Raw genomic sequence first — 19,257 nt, 5'->3', positions numbered from 1 at the left:
AATCGCGTGTTCTCGCGCGTGGTCTATATTAAATACAAGAATGCTCAATCGCAATTTTTGTATTCATGAAAGATTTGTTTTTCGATTTAAACTCATTTATTCCTTAAATAAAATGAGTTTAAATTATATATTTTATAATCCCAGTTAGCTCCGCGTATTTTACTTGTGAACAGCAAGTGTTTTTATATTTAAAAAAAAGCTATAATTAGTACGTGAGATGTTCTTTGGACAGTTTACTGTAAATAGATGTTATAGCATTAGTATTGAAGAGGACTCGCTCGGCAGCGGGGGGTATTGTTTTACGAATTGATTTAATCGATTATAGCTACCTTTTAATGTAAAAAAAAATTTCGCTCAATATGTTTTTTTGAGTGAATTTTTAGAAAAATTAGAAATTGACCAACTATATAAATTTGCTGAATTGGTAGCATAAGAGAATTTCAGACATCATATAAACAATAGTATGCCCGATGATTACTCAATGGTGTTTAGTTCTATTTTTAGAGAAGATAGTTTGAGTTTTCATAATTCAGAAATTGTTGTTCTGAAAGATTCTAATAATTTTTTGTAAGTGTCAATTAGAGTTTTAAAATGGGATTATAAGGAAAAAATTCCATCGTAAAAGATATTTGGTTTTAGTCGCTTATCAATAATTATTATAAAGAAACTTTAAGACATATTGGCCGATTTGGCATTAAAGGAGGAGTAGGAATCGTTAATCTCTTTAAAAGATTGATGATTTGTGCAATTGTCTCTATATGTATTGATAAGACATCAATAGCTTTCACTTAGTGTGATAGTAAACTCCAAGGAATGATGTATGCTCAAAGTGATATTTCTGGAAAGGTATTTGACCCATCAAAAGCACCTTTGGGTTTTGTTAATGTTGTACTCTATAATTCGATCACAGATGAATTAGTTGCAGGCACTATGAGCGATGATAAAGGGAGCTATTTGTTTTCGAATATTAAGGACGGCAGTTATTTGCTCGAAATCTCGTTTATCGGATTTAAAACTCAAAAATCAGCTGTTTTTGTTCTTTCTAATGAGACTTCAAATGTGCGTTTTGATTTTGTTTTAGAAGAAGATGTGGGGTTATTGAATGAAGTCGTCATTAAAAGTCGTCGGCCTACAATTCAACAGACAGCTGAAAAACTGATCGTTAATTTGGAGCAATCGCAAATGGTTAGTTCAAATTTACAAGATGTTCTAAAAAAGGTTCCGGGAATTATTGTTGTCAATGGAAAGGTCACTTACGGCGGACAGCAAGGGGTGAAGATTTTTGTAAATGGTAAAACGACGGATTATATGGATATGTCGTCTTTATTACGTGATTTTCCCGCCGATAATATTGCTAAAGTAGAACTGATTCAGCAGCCAGGAGCTGAATTTGATGCAGAAGGTTCAGGACCTATCATCAATATAATTCTTAAAAAGAACGTCAGTTTAGGGACTAATGGAAATGTTAAACTCAATACGGGCTACGATAATAGACCGGAGTATGGAATAAGTAGCTCGATAGCTAGTTATAGAAACAAGCTTAATTGGCAAGTTGACGCAGGGTATAAAAAAACGTCATGGAGAGAGGATTTATTTATTACTAGGAGGATCAATAACGAAGTATATGATCAAGCTACAATAGCGCCTTATAGTCCCAAAACCATTCGATTTAATGGGGGATTGGATTATCATATTAACGAACGGCAAATCGTTGGATTTGGAACGAGAGTAATTGACACAGATTCTGAACGAATAGCATCCAATAACACCGATATTGTCAAAAGTGGTTTATCCGAAAAGTTACGCACTGAAAACAGCTTTGAACGCCGTAGCCAAACGTTTAATTTAAATCCGTATTATAGGTTTGAAAACGAAGGAAATCAATTGATTCTCGACATGGATTACGTGCATTATGACAATGATAATATCAATAATATATATAAGGTTGGAGCAAGTGAAATTCTGTATGATAATCAACGATATTTTCAGAATGGGAAGTATAAAATTATGACGTATAAAGGCGATTATAAACGGACGATGGGAGCTGGTTTTAATTGGATGCTTGGAACTAAATATTCTAAAGTTTCAACGGATAATGATTTGGATTCTTTTAGTCAAAATACCAATGAGGAATTTATCCTAGACCCCGCGCAAAGCAACCGTTTTCTCATAGATGAAAACATATTTGCGCTCTATTTTAAAATGGTTAAAAAATGGAAGGAGTGGTCGTTTTCAGGTGGGATACGTTGGGAGAACAGCTACACGGAAGGGACATCATCAAATCCTCATGAAGTAAAAAGTAGAAATATTTCTAAAGTCTTTCCAAGTGCTAGTATTGACAAAAAAATCAATGAACAATTTGGGGCAAACTTATCCTATAGCTATCGAATTTTGAGACCTTCATACAGTTCTTTAAATACATTTGTATTTTATTATGACCCCTACACTTTTGAACAGGGAAACCCCAATTTAAAACCTGAATTTACCAATAGCTTTCAATTCAACCTAAGCTTTGACAGTAAACCATTTTTCAGTATAGCGTATAAAAATACCAATGACGCCTTATTTGAAATGGTTTCACAAAATGATCTTACAGCCCAAACATCTAGGTCGATGATAAATCTTTCCAAACGAGAGAATTGGAATTTCAGAGGTTTTGCGCCTGTAAATTTCATAGCAGGATTAGAGGGCTATACGGGAATTATAGTCAATTATAACAAGTATGAATCAAGTGTTTTAAATCCCAAATTTGACTTGGACAAATGGAGTTTTACCTGGTATTCGAATTTAGAATATCAGCTTCCATGGAAAATTAATTCGGAGTTAGTAGGGTATTACGGATCATTCTCAAAAGTTGTGTGTGAATTAAAAAAAACTTCCGATTTTTGCAAAAAAAAGAGATACTGTGGACAACTATGTAGAGTTACTTAAATTGATATTACCCGAATTCTTAGTAGAGCATTTTGATTTGGTAAAAACCACCAAGCAAGCAGAAATTATGCATCTTTATTTTGAAGAGCGCAATGTTGTTCCCATAGAGCATCAGGACCTTATCTTGGTTGCTCACGGTTTCCACAACGAAACCACCATACAAGACTTTCCCTTGCGAGGAAACAGTGTTTATCTTCACGTGAAACGCCGAAGATGGCTTGAGAAGGAATCTCGCAAATTAGTGCAAAGAGACTGGGAATTAGTAGCTAAGGGAACTCGTATGACAACAGAGTTCGCTTCTTTTTTAAAAGAAATTAATCGATACTAAGACCAGTGACTGTCGTACCATTGGTGGTTTCTTTGGTGTGGATGGCAAAAAACTACAGCGACAATACAAAGAATCCTTAAGTGACTTTCGTAATTGGAGTGTAAAGGATCACGCAAAAGAATGGCTTATATATCCCGAGAACATAGGTCCTTATCTTTCTATAGACGAAACAGCATTGTCTAAGGGGGAATTATACACAATCATAACCAATAAAAGAGCTAAAGGAAAAAAGGGAAGCTTAGTAGCCATATTTTCAGGAACTAAGGTTGAACCTATTGTAGAGAAACTACTTACTATCAGCTCAAAAATTAGAAGAAAAGTACGCGAAGTAACCTTAGATATGGCTAGTTCTATGAAAAACATTGTAAGCAAGAGTTTTTCTAACGCCATACAAGTAACTGATCGTTTTCATGTACAAAAATTAGCCATAGAAGCCTTACAAGACATTCGTATTCAGGAACGCTGGAAAGCGTTGGATAACGAGAATCAAGCTATTAAAGAAGCCAGGAAAGCAAATATAGCGTACGTTGCTCAAGAGTTTGAGAACGGAGACACTCCAAAACAACTCCTAATAAGAAGTAGATATTTGCTATGCATGGATAGCGATAAATGGACTGAAAATCAAAAAACTAGATCCAAAATTATCTTTAGAGAATTTCCTGTCATAAAACAAGCTTACAATCTTGTACAAGGACTGCGAAACATTTATAATACAACAACAGTAAAAGAAGTCGCTTACACTAAACTAGCACATTGGTATAATAAAATCGAAAACAGTAATCTCAAAACATTTAATACGGTAGTCAATACCATACAGCTAAACTATCAATCTATTTTAAACTATTTTGACAACAGAAGTACCAATGCTTCTGCAGAATCCTTTAATGCCAAAATCAAAGCTTTTAGAACTCAGTTTAGAGGCGTAAGAGATATAGAATTCTTCTTATATAGATTAGTCACTATTTTTGCATAAACACAACATTTAGGATTGATCCGGTATTACACCTCAGGCGGACTTGAAGGGCAGATTGAACATGATTGGTTAATTGGGCTTAGTTTTGCCTTGGGTAAAAACATTATGGATGAAAAATTCAAAGTAAACTTTGGGATTGACGAAGTATTTAATAGAAAATTCAATGGACATATCAGGTATAACAACATAAATGCGGATATCCAAAGTGATTGGTCACGACAGAAACTATACCTTCAATTAACCTATAATTTCGGATCAAATTTTAATAAGAAAAAAGAGACGAGAAGTTCGTCGGAAGAAGAACAAGATAGAATTAAGGATAATACTTAGATTACCAATATAAATCTGGCGATTTCACCACATTCCAAAATGAATCAGCGCATCCACGAATGGACGAATCGACTTTTTTAACAGCTGCGTAATTGTCGATTCCCACAGGTTTTCGTCTTGATTCCAAAAATGATGTATGCTTCTAAAAGAATTGGAAAGGCAATAAAAAGAAAAAACCTATAATTCATAGAATTATAGGTTTTTGTGTGGTTGGGTACTTTTTTCATAGCGCCGTATTCTAAAACATGTGGAGGAGATGGGGCTCGAACCCACGACCTCTTGGCTGCCAGCCAAACGCTCTAGCCAACTGAGCTACACCCCCATTATTTGAATGGCAAATTTACACAAAAAAACGAGAAAACAAACCGTTTTCAACACTTTATCACACTTTTATTTTAAATATTTTTTTAGGCGATGATCGAAGCGCGTAAAAGTTTTTAGAACGCTAAAAAACGGGCCAGTCAATCGACTTATACCTAGGGTTCTACGCGGTCGAGCGACTTATTTGCTCTTGCTTTGAATTAGGAGTTCCACCATCAGTCTGATTTTGCTTTTGTAAAAATCGGCCAAATCATTATCGTGATAGAGGTCCATATTGCTGATTGGAATCTGATAGGGCAAGGTCCAAGCGCGTAGGGCTTTGGCCACATTATCCAAGGCTTGTATGCCCTGCATCGCTTGATTTCCCGCAGACCAGCAAGTCAGTCCGATCACCTTATCGGTCAGATAGGCCGGTTGATTGCCCGAAGTGATTTCCAGCCAGTCCAAGGCGTTTTTCATGGCACCTGCCATACCACCGTGATAAAGCGGACTGAGCCACACTTGAATATCGGAATCGACAAAGGCTTGCGCAAACTGCGCTACCGATTCGGGTATGGCCTGTTCTCTAGGGTGATAAATGGGTATTTGATAATCGGAAAGGTGCACTTGCTTCACTTCAATGTCAAGGGAGGCAAATTGATCCGCAAAGTATTGTGTCAACCTTCGGGAGGTTCGAAAGGCTTCTTCGTCGAGAGAGCCGTTAAATAGGATTACTTTCATAGTAGCGTGAAATGGCTATAATATATCTTAAAGTTCAAAATTAAGCTTAAAAATTAGTTTACACTAACTTATTTTAATGGATTTGGAGGTCATCTACGACCAAATAACGTTGTGAAGGTCTTCTTCGTTGTTGGCTGGCAATGGGTTTGTTGCAATTAGCCCACGGCCGTTTTGTTCTCCTCTCGGTCGAGGAAGTCGACTTCTTGGATAGGAGCGCGCAGGGCCGACAGCCGATTTTGTAGCATTCGTGCTACGGCGCCAAGGAGCAATACGGAAGCACTAGCCCGTACCGCAAATAGCCTGGTGACATCCGTATTTCTAAAAGCGCCACGCTTGGTGATTGCTGTTTAAAAATAGGGCTTAAATCCCTGGAGATTTAAGCCCGTGAAAAGAACGATTTCGCCTCGTAGCCTATTGATTTTACTAGTCAGACAATAATAGAAATATAAGACGACTGCATTTGAAATCGTTCTTTTAGTGTGGGCATCGCTGATTTTCTGCGTGCCTATAATAAACGAAAATCGCGGTTTCGGGGACTGGATTTTTACGAATTATTACAGCGGTAAAAGTAATTGATCGGTTTTAATAAAACAAGTTATTTGTTGTTTTATTAATCACTTATTTAAACTAAATAAAAAGTGTAAATATTAGTTCATGATGATTATTGTCATTAATTTTAGGGCAGTGACGAATTTGATCTTTAATGTTAAATTATTGGTCGTAAAATGATGTTTTTTTATGTAATTAGTGATTTATGAATGTAAATTTTAAGTTTATTTCGACTTATTTAAAGAAAAAAGCTATATTTTGGGGGTTATGGTGTTTTATTTTTAAAAATATATAGTTGTTTATACAATAAATAGTTCAGTTAGCTGTTAAAGATTTAACAGCCCGTTGTAAGTAGCGGAATTGTTTACTTGTTAAACGCTCTAAACAGCTGCTGTTTGTGGTCGGTTGACCGCTTAGCGTTTCTCAAGTCTAGCCGTTGATGCCTAGGCGGCAACACGGGCTAGATAGGCGTGCAAAGGATTGTTAAAAGAAAATAAGAACAATATATGAGGGCAGTGTTATATTTATTGATCATTTCTGTTTTTATGGGATGTACCAAAGACGAGCCCCTTAACGAGGCCGCGATTTTGGGCGTATGGAATTTGAATCGCGAAGTAGTCCTTTCTCCATTTCCACAGGGCGATTCGCTACAGTCGACGGAGGTTTTACACGGGCTAGAGAGCGTGGTTTACGAATTTAAAGGCGACAACCAACTGTGGATCAAGCGCAGTGGCAAGCCAGATTTATTGATGCGTTATACCTGTTATGAAGACTTGATATCCACAGATGATACGGCTATTTATGGTTTGGGTCAGTATGTAGATATTAACGAATCCACCTATAGTTTGAGTTATACCGATGGCAAATTGATTTTGGATGCCTTCTGGCGAAATGGACCGATATTGTATTTTGAGCGAAAGCCCTTGTAAAAGGCGAAAAAAAGTGGCCAACAATTTTCAATAGGACAATGTACCTTATAAAACCCCACAGCTTACTATGACATTATTAGAGTTATTAAAAAAGATAAGACCTTTTGTAAGGCCTTATCGCAAATTGGTTGTGGCCACCTTAATACTGACGGCTGTGGGATCGTTTGCCGTTCAGATTAACGCCCTGGTATTGCGATATACCGTCAATACCATCAGTGAATTGATGGTTACCAATCAGCCCCTGCAAAACGGGTTCCATTTATTGACGACGATCAGTATTATTTTATTGGCCAAGGAGGTCATCTACACCTTGATTCAGTTTGGTCAAAAGTTTTACGGTGAAAAGCTGCGTATCTACATTTCTCGCGATTTTTCCCAAGCGATTGTAGACCGCATTTTGACCTATAGAATGGCATTTTACACGTCTACGGAAAATGAAAGTGGTAAGCTTCAAACGCGAATTGATATGGGAATCAGTAGTTTAACGCGTTTGGTGCAGAATTTCTTTATCGACATTATGCCTTTGTTTGCCAATGCGATTGTCGCTTTGCTGTTTATTTTTCTCGCCAATGTATACGTTGGTTTGGTCAGTTTGGCCATAGTGCCGATCTATTTCTATGTCAGTCAGCTTCAGGCAAACAAGCTGAGTGGTTTTAGGAGAAAGATGCGCTCGTTTAGGGAAACCAAAAACAACGGTATTATTTCGTTAATCGATTCTATAACGGTGATTAAATCGTTTGTAAGAGAACCTTTAGAAGCGGAGAAGCACTTGGAGATTCAGTACGACATGACCGAAAACCAACTGCAAACCCGTCGCATGAGTTTTTTGTTTGACGGGATTAAGGGGTTTTTGGAGCAATTCGGCTTGGTATTGATCATTATACTCACGGCTTACTTTGTGTTGAATGGGCAGATGACTATAGGAGCGATCATGTTTCACGTATTGTTGTTCAACAACGTTACCGCACCGATACGGCAATTGCACCGCATCTACGACGAGATCAATGATGCGATGATTTATTCCGAAAGTTTTTTCGACATCTTAGAATCGGAGCACGAGGTGGAAACTTCGGGTACTTATGTGTCGCAAAAGATTGTGGGACGTATAGAAATGCGCGGAGTGTCGTTTTCGTACCCCAACGGTACAGAGGCATTGCGAGAGGTATCCATGTTGATACAACCCAATGATACCACGGCATTAGTGGGATTAAGTGGTGCGGGAAAGAGTACGATTATCAATTTGTTAGACAAGTTTTATGCTCCGACCAAGGGGCAGATTTTCTTGGATGGAGTGGATTTGGCGGAATACAATACCACGGAATTGCGCAAAAATATCGGTTTAGTACTGCAAAAAAACCACATTTTTAAGGGCACCATCGGAGAGAATATCCAGTATGGCAATCCCGAGGCCACTCAGGAACAGATTGAAAAGGCGGCTAAGCAGGCCTATATTCACGAGCAAATTATGGAATTGCCCCAGGCGTACAATTCGGAAGCGCGTTTATTGTCTGGAGGGCAGCAGCAGCGCATTGCCATTGCGCGCTTGTTTCTAAAGGATCCGGCCATTATTTTTCTAGACGAACCTACGGCGAGTTTGGATGCGATTGCTACCGAACAGATAAAACAGAGTTTAGACGCGATTAAAAAGGATCGTACGGTAATTATAGTGTCGCACAGCATTTCTCAAATCATCGATTCATCCCATATAGTGGTGATGGAAAAGGGGAGGGTTGTCGAAATGGGTACTCACGACACCTTATATGATGAAAAGGGTACTTATTACGACATCTTTACCGCGATGGCCAACAGTTTAAACATAGAGAAAATCACCCAGTCTATGAACGGTTAATACGAGTTAAAGGGGCATTTACAGCCAATAGGGGAACCAACTTCTAAAGAGTTGGTTCCTTTTTTTGTGTGTAATCGTTGGGAATGGCAGGAGCGGAACCGTCGCGATTGGCTATGTAATGCGGCGATAGGAGCTCGATGCCTTTGGCGTTAAACACCTCTTGTATATTGCGGTATAGCGTGGATAGTATTCCCGCTTTTTTGGTTACCTCACGCACGTAGACATTGATTTCGTAAGTGATGTAAAAGTCGTCGTGCGAGGTCTGGAAGACGAAGGGTTTGGGTTCTGCCAAGACCAAAGGGGTTTTTAGGGCCGCTTCAATCAGGGCTTCTTGTGCTTCTTCCCAGTTGAGTTCGTAAGCAACTGCCACGGTGGTGTGTAATATGAGTCCTTCTTCTTCTTTTTGGGCATATACCGAATAATTCGTAGTATTTCCAGACAAAACTGTGGAGTTGGGTATGGTGATTTCTTCGTTTTTAACCGTTCGCAATCGGGTTACCAGCATGTTTTTTTCGATAACTACACCGATCATATCGCCGATTTTTATCTGATCGCCGAGTTTAAACGGACGCATATAGGTAATGACCAAACCGGCGACCATATTGGATATGGCTGTAGAAGACCCCAACGAAAATAGGATACCCATAAATACGGAAACGCCTTTGAATATCGGAGAGTCCGAACCGGGTAAATGCGGAAACATCAGGATGAACATAAAGGCAAATAGGATGATTTTTACCAAGCTAAATGTCGGCATCGCCCAATCTTGATGGAAGCCCGATATTTCCAGTTTGCCGTTTTCGATTTCGCTAAAGATGTATTTTACCAATCGGATAAAGTATTTCATCACTATATAAATTACCAAGATGGAAAACATATTGGGTAAGTAGTTGAATATAGCGGTGAAAATCGATTTAAAGGGCAACCAGATATAGCTAAAGAGCTCTTCTCCCCAGGTTTGGGTAAACGGAAATATACTGAATATTAACGGCAAGGCCAGGTAGAATAACAGCAATACGAGAAACCACCTTAATCCGTTTAAAGCCATTAAGGCCACATTGAGTTTTTGGGTAGAGGTGAGAAAGGTATAGTTTTTATAAGTCAGGCTTTTGAGCCAGTCTTTTCGCTGATTGACCATTTTCTCTCGGATGCTTTGGTACAGCTTGTTTAATCCGATCAGCAGGAGTACGAGTATAGCGATAACCAACAGTACCAGGCCAGCTCTAATCAGCAATTTTTCCAAGCTGTTTTCTTTTTTTTGCTTGAGAATGGTGGTTTTTATGGTTTCGACATAGGCATCGGCCAAATCTTGTTTGTTTTGGTCAAACCACAAGGCATCCAAATCGGACACACTCATAATGACTAAGTTGTCGTAGGTGATGTCCAATGAGTTTTCCCACGGCTGTGCCACTACTTTTGCGGGTTCGAAGAAGTCGTCGTTGTAAAGGCTTTTAATCTTTTCGTTGATATTCTTGGCGCGTTCTTGAGGAATGAGGGCTCCGACTTTGGTATACACCGAAAAAAGCGTGTCGCGAAAAAGGATGACGGGGTACCCTTTTTCGGTTTGTTTTAAGCGCTCGATTTTGGCTCGCGATTTGGACTTGGATTCCAATTCGCTGGCTTCTATTTTCTCCAGTTCCTTCAGCAGTTTATCGCGCTTAATTTTTTCACTTTCCTTGACATGGCTTATCTGGTCGATCAATTCCATCTTCCGCAGCGAATCAACATATTGGTTTTGCTGGGTTTTCAGCAGCAATTGTTGCAGCAGCTCTACTTGCTTTAGTTGCTCTTGTTGTGCTAGGGTATCCGTCTCTTGAGAATAGCTTACCAACGAAAGCAGGACGAAAAAAAAGAACATTTTTATATTCAACTGATTGCTATTCCGCGATTTTAAATTCATAATTGAAAAGAATTAAATGGTGAAGTGCCACTGTGTACTGCTGCTTTATGTTAAAACATTCGCTATTGGCTAAATCGATTACAATTTAGAGAATTTAAGTGATTATAGGCACTCACAGCGCATTTTTTTAATCTATTTGAATCGGATAATAAATTTTAACATATTTTTTTTCACAAAACTGTAATACTTTAAAAAATAATCCGTCTTTATCTATAAGTAAGAAGACGGGTTTCTTACGAGATTGTTATTTTTTAAATTAAGGTGCTTACGGATCGAAAAGTCTAAGAGTGGTGTCTAGATAATTATTGGTTAGTTTGCAAGTTTCATCTCTTGGCATGTGATTTTTTGAGATGTAAGCACCATTTTTAAAAGAATAAAAGTCGATAAATGAAGGGGGAAGGTGAAGGAGATTGGATGGTGAAGGAGATTGGAAGGTGAAGGAGATTGGAAGGTGAAGGAGATTGGAAGGTGAAGGAGATTGGAAGGTGAAGGAGATTGGAAGGTGAAGGAGATTGGAAGGTGAAGGAAAAAGAGAAATGAAGGGGAAGTCGTTTTATTAATAATGATGGATAAAAGTATTGCTGTATACTATATAAAGGAGTCGTCGGAGTATGGCTTATTTAAAAAGATAAATTACGTCAAATGGATTAGTAGAAGTATTCATTCGTGTAGTTTATAACTATTTTTTCTTAGAGTTATTAATGTTGAGGGGCAATCCATTCAGATTGCCTCTCTTTTTTATTTGCGTTAAACGTGACCTGAGTCGCGGTTTAGCTATTTTTACGTCTTTGAATCTCCGTTTCGATAAGAGAAAGTTCTCTGTTGGTTTGTCCGGCAACCGAAGTGTTTTCTTCTGCGCGTCGAATTAAATACGGCATAACTTCATTTACGGGGCCAAAAGGCAGGTATTTCGCTACGTTGTAATCGTGATCGGCCAAATTATAACTGATGTTGTCACTCATGCCATATAATTGACCAAACCACATTCTACTGTCGTTGTGACGGATGTTGTGTTGAGTCATCAGTTCCATAAGCATATAAGAACTGCTTTCGTTATGTGTTCCCGCAAATAGGGCCATTGTATCGATGTTTTCCAGCATATAGGTAACGGCAGCGTCAAAATTGACATCGGTAGCGGTTTTGTCTACGCAAATTGGAGAGGTATAGCCATTTTCTAAAGCCCTACTTCTTTCGATTTCCATATAGGCACCACGTACTACTTTTAAGCCCACGTAAAAACCTTCGGTTTTAGCGGTTTCGTGTAGTTTTTTTAGAAATGCCAAACGGTCCCAACGGTACATTTGCACGGTGTTGAAGATAATCGCTTTTTGCTTGTTGTACTTGCGCATCATATCCAATACGATTTCATCGGCAGCTTCCTGCATCCAGCTGTGTTCTGCGTCGATCAATAAGAAAACGTCTTTCTCAAAAGCATCTTTACAAGCCATTTCAAAACGTTCTAAAATGCGGTCCCATTCTTGTTGTTCTCCTTGTGTAAAGGGCAGTTTTTCACCCTTTTTCTCAAATAGAAAAAAACGTCCAAAACCGGTGGGTTTAAAAACGGCAAACGGGATGGCTTGGCGCTCTTTTGCAAAGGAAATGGTCTTTAGAGTCATGTTGAGGGCAGCGTCAAACTGCTGCTCGGTTTCCTTGCCTTCTACCGAATAATCCAATACAGACGATACGCCTTTGCTATACATCTTATCGACTACTTTTAAACAGTCGTTTTCGTTGATTCCACCACAAAAGTGATCAAATACCGTAGCGCGGATTAACCCTTGAACCGGTAAATGTGTTTTAATGGCGAAATTCGCTAGGCCTGAACCGAGTTTTACCAAGGTTTTATGACTGATCATCTTGAAGAGAAAGTGTGCTCTCTGAAGTTCCCTGTTGTTTTTTAATACAAAAGCAACTTCGGTATTATTGAATATTTTTTCCATTCTAAATATAAAATATTCTAGCAAAGATAAACACTCAATGGCATATAATTGATAAAAATTGATTTATTTTGTAGGTCAAATGACTATTTTAATGAAAAAGATCCTTTCAGACCAATACGATATAATTTTTGGTGTTCCCGCCTATAATTTTTTGGGAAAACTCATAAAAAATCGCGCGTATTCCAAGATTTTTGTATTGACCGATACCCAGTGTAATGCGCTGTGTATTCCTCATTTTCTAGCGCACTTACCTACGGAAACCGCTTTTGAGATTATTGAAATCGAAACCGGTGAAGCCTTTAAGACCATGGAAACGGCCTATTCAATCTGTCAGGCCCTTACCGAATTAAAAGCCGATAGAGACAGTGTGCTCATTACTGTTGGCGGTGGTGTGGTGACGGATATGGGCGGATTTGTGGCGGCTATTTTTAAGCGCGGCATTGCCTGTATTAATGTGCCCACGTCTTTGTTAGCGATGGTGGACGCATCGGTAGGTGGGAAAACCGGTATCGACCTGGATGGCATCAAAAACCAATTGGGTACCTTTACGATGCCTCAAAGCGTTTTAATCGATGTGCGTTTTTTGGAAACCCTAGCCGCGGATCAAATGCGCGCGGGCTTGGCCGAGATGTTTAAGCACGGATTGATTTACGACCGCAGCTATTGGGAGGTACTGACGCAGCTCGGGCAATTAACGACAGACGATTTGGAAGATTTGATCTTTCATTCCGTACAGATAAAAAATGAGATTGTCGCTCAGGACCCCACCGAAAAAGGCCTGCGTAAAATACTCAATTTCGGACACACCTTGGGGCATGCCATCGAGAGCTTTTTCTTGGAAAGTACCGAGCGAACCACGCTTTTGCATGGCGAAGCCGTTGCTATGGGCATGGTTTTGGAGAGTTATTTATCCTGGCAAATGGGAAAACTAACGGAGGACGAATATTATTCGATAAAAACCGTTTTATTTGGTACCTTTGCACCTATAGATTTAACGGCTTCAGAGGTAGAAGCTTGTTTGCAATGGCTGCAGCACGATAAGAAGAATTCGGGGGGAATCCCTCAATTTGTTTTGCTCGATGCTTTGGGTTCGGCTGTGGTAAATCAAGTGGTGCCGAAAGCGCTGATCGTAAAGTCTTTTAAGGAGTGTTTTTCCTAATGGTATTTTAATAATTTCTTCGGAAATTGCAGGTTTAATTTTTTTACATTTGCCCTCGTAAACGCTATGGGAAATAAGTTTTTTTTTAGTGCTCAAGGCACGCGCAAAAAGCGGATGTTTGTAAAAGAACATCAGGCTAATTTTGTATTCCATTTGCTCAGAATGTATAGGGTGTTTTTTAAACTCCTTTTTGTATAATGATAAACTGTCGATCGTATTTGCAAACCTCCGAGTTTGAAAAATTTAGTATTCTAGACTTTTTATTTAATTTATTAATTCATCTAATATTGATATTAAACAAAAATGAACACTAAATATTCAGATTTAATCAATCAAACTTTTTACTTTCCGCAAGAGGAATTTAAACTCAGCAACGACAACCTCACTTTTCACAACATCGATTTGATGAAATTGGTAGAGCAATATGGTTCGCCATTGAAATTTACCTATTTGCCAAAAATTACGGCAAACATCAACAGGGCAAAAGGTTGGTTTAGAAATGCGATGGAGAAGAACAATTACCAGGCAAATTATTACTATTGCTATTGTACCAAGAGTTCGCATTTTCAGTTTATATTAAATGAAGCTTTTAAAAACAACATTCACGTAGAAACCTCTTCGGCTTTTGATGTGAATATTGTAGATAGCCTATTGGCTACAGGCAAAATTACCAACGACACTTTTGTGTTGTGCAACGGATTTAAAAGGGAGCAATACATAACCAATATTGCTAATTTAATCAATGGCGGACACAAGAATACCATTCCAATTCTCGACAATTACGAAGAGTTAGAACTGCTGGAAGAAGCGATTGAAGGCAAATTTAAAATCGGTATCCGAATCGCGTCGGAAGAAGAACCGAAGTTTGAGTTTTATACCTCGCGTTTGGGAATCGGATATAAAAACATCGTTCCTTTTTACAGAAAGCAAATTCAAGAAAATGATCGCGTGGAGCTCAAAATGCTTCACTTCTTTATCAACACGGGAATACGCGATACTTCCTATTATTGGAATGAGTTGGTAAAGTGTTTAAAAGTATATATTTCGCTTAAAAAAGAATGCCCGTCTTTAGACAGCTTAAACATCGGAGGAGGATTTCCGATTAAAAATTCTTTGGCCTTCGAGTACGACTATCAGTATATGGTTGATGAAATCATCAATCAGATCAAGATTGCCTGTGACGATGCCGGCGTGGCTGTACCTAACATCTTTACGGAATTTGGATCTTTTACCGTAGGCGAAAGCGGCGGAGCGATTTACAAAATCCTATACCAAAAGCAACAAAACGACCGTGAAAAGTGGAACATGATTGACTCGTCATTCATTACCACCTTACCGGATACTTGGGCTATCAATAAAAGGTTTATCATGTTGCCCATCAACCGTTGGAACGATTCGTACGAGCGGATATTATTGGGCGGATTAACCTGTGATAGCGATGATTATTACAACTCAGAACAAAACTTAAACGCTATTTATTTGCCGAAATACAGCAAGGAAAAGCCTTTGTATATCGGTTTCTTCAACACCGGAGCTTATCAGGAGTCGATCAGTGGACATGGAGGTATTCATCACTGTCTGATTCCGCAGCCCAAACACATTTTAATCGATCGCGATGAGAATGGTATTTTGGCGACTGAGGTGTTTTCCGAGCAACAAACCGCAGAACAAGTTTTGAGTATATTGGGTTACGATGTATCCCTGACGTTTAACAAAAAAGAATAACCTTTTAATTATATAGATACGATGAGTAAAGGACCGATAAGTCAGTTTATTGAGAAGTATTATTTACACTTCAACGCAGCTACTGTTGTAGATGCAGCAAAATCATACGAAGAGCAACTGCAAAAGGGTTCTAAGATGATGGTAAGTATGGCAGGAGCAATGAGCACTGCTGAATTAGGAAAGATATTTGCTGAGATTATCAGACAAGATAAGGTGCATATTATCTCTTGTACCGGAGCTAACTTGGAAGAGGATATCATGAATTTGGTAGCTCATTCACACTATAAGAGAGTACCGAATTACCGCGACTTGACACCACAAGAAGAGTGGGATTTGATGGAGCAAGGCTTAAACCGTGTTACGGATACTTGTATTCCGGAAGAGGAAGCGTTTAGACGTTTGCAAAAACACATTTTTAGAATCTGGAAAGATGCAGAAGAAAAAGGAGAGCGTTATTTCCCACATGAGTTCATGTATAAAATGTTGCTTTCTGGATGTTTGGAAGAGTACTACGAAATCGACTTAAAAAACAGCTGGATGTATGCGGCGGCAGAAAAGAATTTGCCAATCGTGGTACCGGGATGGGAAGACAGTACGATGGGGAACATTTTCGCATCTTATGTAATTAAAGGAGAGTTAAAAGCCTCTACGATGAAGTCGGGTATTGAGTACATGACTTTCTTGGCAGACTGGTATCCTAAGAATTCGGCTAAGGGAATTGGATTTTTCCAAATCGGTGGTGGAATTGCAGGAGATTTCCCAATTTGCGTAGTGCCGATGTTGTACCAAGATTTGGAGCAAACAGAAACGCCTTTCTGGAGTTATTTCTGTCAGATTTCAGATTCCACTACGAGTTACGGTTCGTATTCAGGAGCTATTCCAAATGAGAAAATCACTTGGGGTAAGTTGGATATCAACACGCCAAAGTTTGTGATTGAGTCGGATGCAACGATTGTAGCGCCTTTGGTTTTCGCTTATTTACTTGATATGTAAATAGTAATAGATTTATCAAAATTTAATTATTATTTTATTTGATATTTTAATTTTGGGTATTACATTTGACGAGAAATAAAGTGATAAAAAAGAATGAAAAGAATAATTGTTGATTACGCAAAATTAACAAATGAGATTTTGTCTCTTCTAGTTGAGAAGTTCCCTGACGGCTATGATGACGCGGATATTGTCCGTTTCAAAAACGTTAAAAACGAAACTATAGAAGCTGTGGAAGTTCGTACAGAAGACACCATTTATCTCGTAAAGGTTAGTACAAAATTGGCGGATAGAATAGAGAATTTTGACGAGGACGAAGAAGAGGATATGGTAGATACTGTAGAGGTTTCATTAGACTCTTTAAAGGACCTTGAATTGGCCGAAGAAGAAGAAGACTAGTTTTTTATATTCTTATCTTATAAGCCCGTTTCCAATGGAAACGGGTTTTTTTGTTTCAATACTTTAGAACTTGTTGCTGGGGTGGGCGAAGTTTTGTAAAAAAGATGCTTTTGTCTTTGTTTAAGTATCATAAATTACTTTAATTATCAATATATTTGCATCCATAAATAAAAACTTTAATATCAGAACATGAAAGCAGGAATTGTAGGATTGCCGAACGTTGGAAAATCAACTTTGTTTAATTGCTTGTCAAATGCGAAGGCACAAAGTGCTAACTTTCCTTTTTGTACTATTGAACCCAATATTGGTGTAGTGAATGTACCGGATCCAAGATTGTTGAAATTAGAGGAATTAGTAAACCCTGAGCGCGTTCTACCCGCTACAGTAGATATAGTAGATATTGCTGGATTGGTAAAAGGAGCGAGTAAAGGGGAAGGATTGGGAAATCAATTTTTAGGTAACATTAGAGAGTGTAATGCTATCATTCACGTATTGCGTTGTTTTGACAACGACAACATCATCCATGTGGACGGTAATGTGAATCCGATTAGAGATAAAGAAACCATAGATATAGAGTTGCAATTGAAGGATTTGGAAACGGTAGAAAAACGCTTGGAAAAAGTGAAAAGAGCCGCTAAAACTGGAAATAAAGAAGCTCAGGTTGAAGAGGCTTTGTTGGAGCGTGTTCGCGCGGCTTTATTACAGGCGAAATCAGCCAGAACTATTGAGCCAATGAACCAGGACGAGGCGGTGTTGATGGAAGACTTCCAATTAATCACAGCCAAGCCGGTGCTCTATGTTTGTAATGTAGATGAAGATGCAGCGGCTACGGGCAATGCTTATGTTGAGCAGGTAAGAGAATTGGTAAAGGATGAAAACGCCCAAGTCATTGTTTTGGCAGTGGGAACGGAAGCGGATATTACCGAATTGGAAACCTTTGAAGAGCGCAAGATGTTTTTGGAAGATCTGGGCTTGGAAGAACCGGGTTCGTCTGTGTTGATTCGTTCGGCTTATAAGCTTTTAAACCTGCAAACGTATTTTACAGCAGGGGTAAAGGAAGTGCGTGCTTGGACAATTCCCGTAGGGGCTACAGCGCCGCAGGCAGCTGGAGTAATCCACACCGATTTCGAAAAGGGCTTCATTCGCGCCGAGGTAATTGCCTACAACGATTTTGTTACTTTTGGTTCCGAGGCTAAGGTTAAGGAAGCGGGTAAACTTAGGGTAGAGGGTAAGGAGTATATCGTAAAAGATGGCGATGTGATGCATTTTAGATTTAACGTCTAAATATTATATAAACAATCATAAAAAAAGTGAAATTAGCGATAATTTCACTTTTTTTGTTTAAAGTGCGGTGTGCTTCCTGTTATTTTCAATATTTTTCAGTAGTTTTAATAGCCACCTGCGCCTGTCGATGGTGCCGGGCTAAAAGAAGTGAATTAATTTACGCAAACACACACAAATGAGCTCCGGAATAAAAGTATGGGTAATATTGGGTAAATTGATTTTGGGCTTCTTGGCCTTTGTCGCGTTATACCTTTTGGCAGAATTGCTGCTATCGCGAATTACCGTCGGTGGAAATTCTAGTGATTCAGAAGCCAAGGAAGTGGAAATCTATTTGTACTCCAACGGAGTGCATACGGATATCGTTTTGCCATTGCGTCACGAACTCAAAGATTGGAGTGTGGAAATCGACCCTATGGACACCAAGGCTCAGCCTACGGACATGCGGTGGATAGCAATGGGTTGGGGCGATAAGGGTTTTTATTTAGAAACCCCCGAATGGAGCGATTTAAAAGCCAGTGTTGCCTTTAAAGCCGCTTTTTACTTGGGTTCGTCTGCCGTGCATACCACCTTTTACCGCAGTGTTCAAGAGGGCGAAAAGTGCGTAAAAGTTTCGATTACCCGCAATCAGTATCGCGCGTTGATTGCCTATATAGAAAACAGCTTTGACCGCAATGCAGCGGGAGAAGTGCTCCTGATTAAATCGTCGACCTACGGCAATACCGATTCCTTTTATGAGGCCAAACGCACCTACGGCTTGTTTTATACCTGCAACACCTGGGCGAATAACGCTTTAAAAGCGGCGGGTTTACCAGCCTGTTTATGGACGGCTTCCGATCGAGGTATCCTATATCAATACCGGCATTTAATGGTAAAAACGCCGTGAGTCACCGCGGTTTTAAGGTGTTTTTTTAGTCTTTTTGGCGCAATTCA

14 protein-coding genes, 1 tRNA gene and 1 pseudogene are annotated in these 19,257 nt (G+C 39.0%); 12 read left to right on the top strand and 4 right to left on the bottom strand.

Features of this window, described 5'->3' with window-relative positions:
• Positions 1-813 precede the first annotated feature (813 nt).
• The 4 genes from ACQZ43_RS13655 to ACQZ43_RS13640 are packed head-to-tail and all read left to right on the top strand — an operon-like array spanning position 814 to position 4,562.
• Positions 814-2,931 carry an outer membrane beta-barrel protein gene (locus tag ACQZ43_RS13655; RefSeq protein ID WP_430613240.1) on the top strand — a complete coding sequence of 706 codons (2,118 nt, stop codon included), beginning with the start codon at positions 814-816 and terminating at the stop codon, positions 2,929-2,931.
• Positions 2,906-3,259, top strand: coding sequence for an ISAon1 family transposase N-terminal region protein (locus tag ACQZ43_RS13650; RefSeq protein ID WP_430611753.1), 354 nt, complete (start codon positions 2,906-2,908; stop codon positions 3,257-3,259). The genes ACQZ43_RS13655 and ACQZ43_RS13650 overlap by 26 nt, the downstream gene beginning before the upstream one ends.
• Before the next feature lie 37 nt (positions 3,260-3,296).
• Positions 3,297-4,232, top strand: a complete 936-nt coding sequence (locus tag ACQZ43_RS13645) for an ISAon1 family transposase (RefSeq protein WP_430611751.1) — start codon at positions 3,297-3,299, stop codon at positions 4,230-4,232.
• 15 nt (positions 4,233-4,247) lie between these two features.
• Positions 4,248-4,562 carry an outer membrane beta-barrel protein gene (locus ACQZ43_RS13640; protein WP_430613239.1) on the top strand — a complete coding sequence of 105 codons (315 nt, stop codon included), beginning with the start codon at positions 4,248-4,250 and terminating at the stop codon, positions 4,560-4,562.
• Between the two features lie 248 nt (positions 4,563-4,810).
• Here the strand turns inward: ACQZ43_RS13640 and ACQZ43_RS13635 are convergent.
• Positions 4,811-4,884, bottom strand: a tRNA-Ala gene (locus ACQZ43_RS13635).
• A 179-nt stretch (positions 4,885-5,063) separates the two neighbouring features.
• A complete protein-coding gene (locus ACQZ43_RS13630; protein ID WP_430613238.1) occupies positions 5,064-5,603 on the bottom strand; it encodes an NADPH-dependent FMN reductase in 540 nt (179 codons plus the stop codon).
• Positions 5,604-6,658: 1,055 nt separating this feature from the next.
• On the opposite strand from ACQZ43_RS13630, the gene ACQZ43_RS13625 reads away from it, so the two are divergent.
• Together ACQZ43_RS13625 and ACQZ43_RS13620 are read left to right on the top strand one after the other, a co-directional pair.
• A complete protein-coding gene (locus tag ACQZ43_RS13625; protein WP_430613237.1) occupies positions 6,659-7,081 on the top strand; it encodes a hypothetical protein in 423 nt (140 codons plus the stop codon).
• A gap of 67 nt (positions 7,082-7,148) precedes the next feature.
• Positions 7,149-8,930, top strand: a complete 1,782-nt coding sequence (locus tag ACQZ43_RS13620; RefSeq protein WP_430613236.1) for an ABC transporter ATP-binding protein — start codon at positions 7,149-7,151, stop codon at positions 8,928-8,930.
• A 43-nt stretch (positions 8,931-8,973) separates the two neighbouring features.
• On the opposite strand, the gene ACQZ43_RS13615 is transcribed toward ACQZ43_RS13620, so the two are convergent.
• Complete coding sequence (locus tag ACQZ43_RS13615; RefSeq protein ID WP_430613235.1) at positions 8,974-10,788, bottom strand: mechanosensitive ion channel family protein; 1,815 nt, start codon at positions 10,786-10,788, stop codon at positions 8,974-8,976.
• Positions 10,789-11,600: 812 nt separating this feature from the next.
• Positions 11,601-12,770 carry a proline dehydrogenase family protein gene (locus ACQZ43_RS13610; RefSeq protein WP_430613234.1) on the bottom strand — a complete coding sequence of 390 codons (1,170 nt, stop codon included), beginning with the start codon at positions 12,768-12,770 and terminating at the stop codon, positions 11,601-11,603.
• A 91-nt stretch (positions 12,771-12,861) separates the two neighbouring features.
• Here ACQZ43_RS13610 and aroB point away from each other — a divergent pair, with 91 nt between their 5' ends.
• The 6 genes and pseudogenes from aroB (at position 12,862) to ACQZ43_RS13580 (ending at position 19,210) form a co-directional block, all read left to right on the top strand.
• Entirely contained in the window at positions 12,862-13,929 is a 1,068-nt protein-coding gene (gene aroB, locus ACQZ43_RS13605; RefSeq protein WP_430613233.1) for a 3-dehydroquinate synthase, read from the top strand.
• Between the two features lie 303 nt (positions 13,930-14,232).
• Positions 14,233-15,654: an arginine decarboxylase gene (locus tag ACQZ43_RS13600; protein WP_430613232.1), complete on the top strand. Its 1,422-nt coding sequence runs from the start codon at positions 14,233-14,235 to the stop codon at positions 15,652-15,654.
• A gap of 21 nt (positions 15,655-15,675) precedes the next feature.
• Entirely contained in the window at positions 15,676-16,647 is a 972-nt protein-coding gene (locus ACQZ43_RS13595; RefSeq protein ID WP_430613231.1) for a deoxyhypusine synthase family protein, read from the top strand.
• Between the two features lie 93 nt (positions 16,648-16,740).
• A pseudogene (locus tag ACQZ43_RS13590) lies at positions 16,741-17,040 on the top strand (DNA primase); the annotation flags it as partial.
• 192 nt (positions 17,041-17,232) lie between these two features.
• Positions 17,233-18,327 (top strand): redox-regulated ATPase YchF, encoded by a 1,095-nt coding sequence (gene ychF, locus ACQZ43_RS13585; protein WP_430613230.1) that lies wholly within the window; start codon positions 17,233-17,235, stop codon positions 18,325-18,327.
• A gap of 175 nt (positions 18,328-18,502) precedes the next feature.
• Entirely contained in the window at positions 18,503-19,210 is a 708-nt protein-coding gene (locus ACQZ43_RS13580; RefSeq protein WP_430613229.1) for a TIGR02117 family protein, read from the top strand.
• The last annotated feature ends 47 nt before the right edge of the window (positions 19,211-19,257 follow it).

It is taken from the genome of Flavobacterium sp. JP2137, from assembly GCF_050562195.1.
Classification (GTDB): domain Bacteria; phylum Bacteroidota; class Bacteroidia; order Flavobacteriales; family Flavobacteriaceae; genus Flavobacterium.
This window is presented reverse-complemented; position numbering and strand designations above follow the sequence as displayed.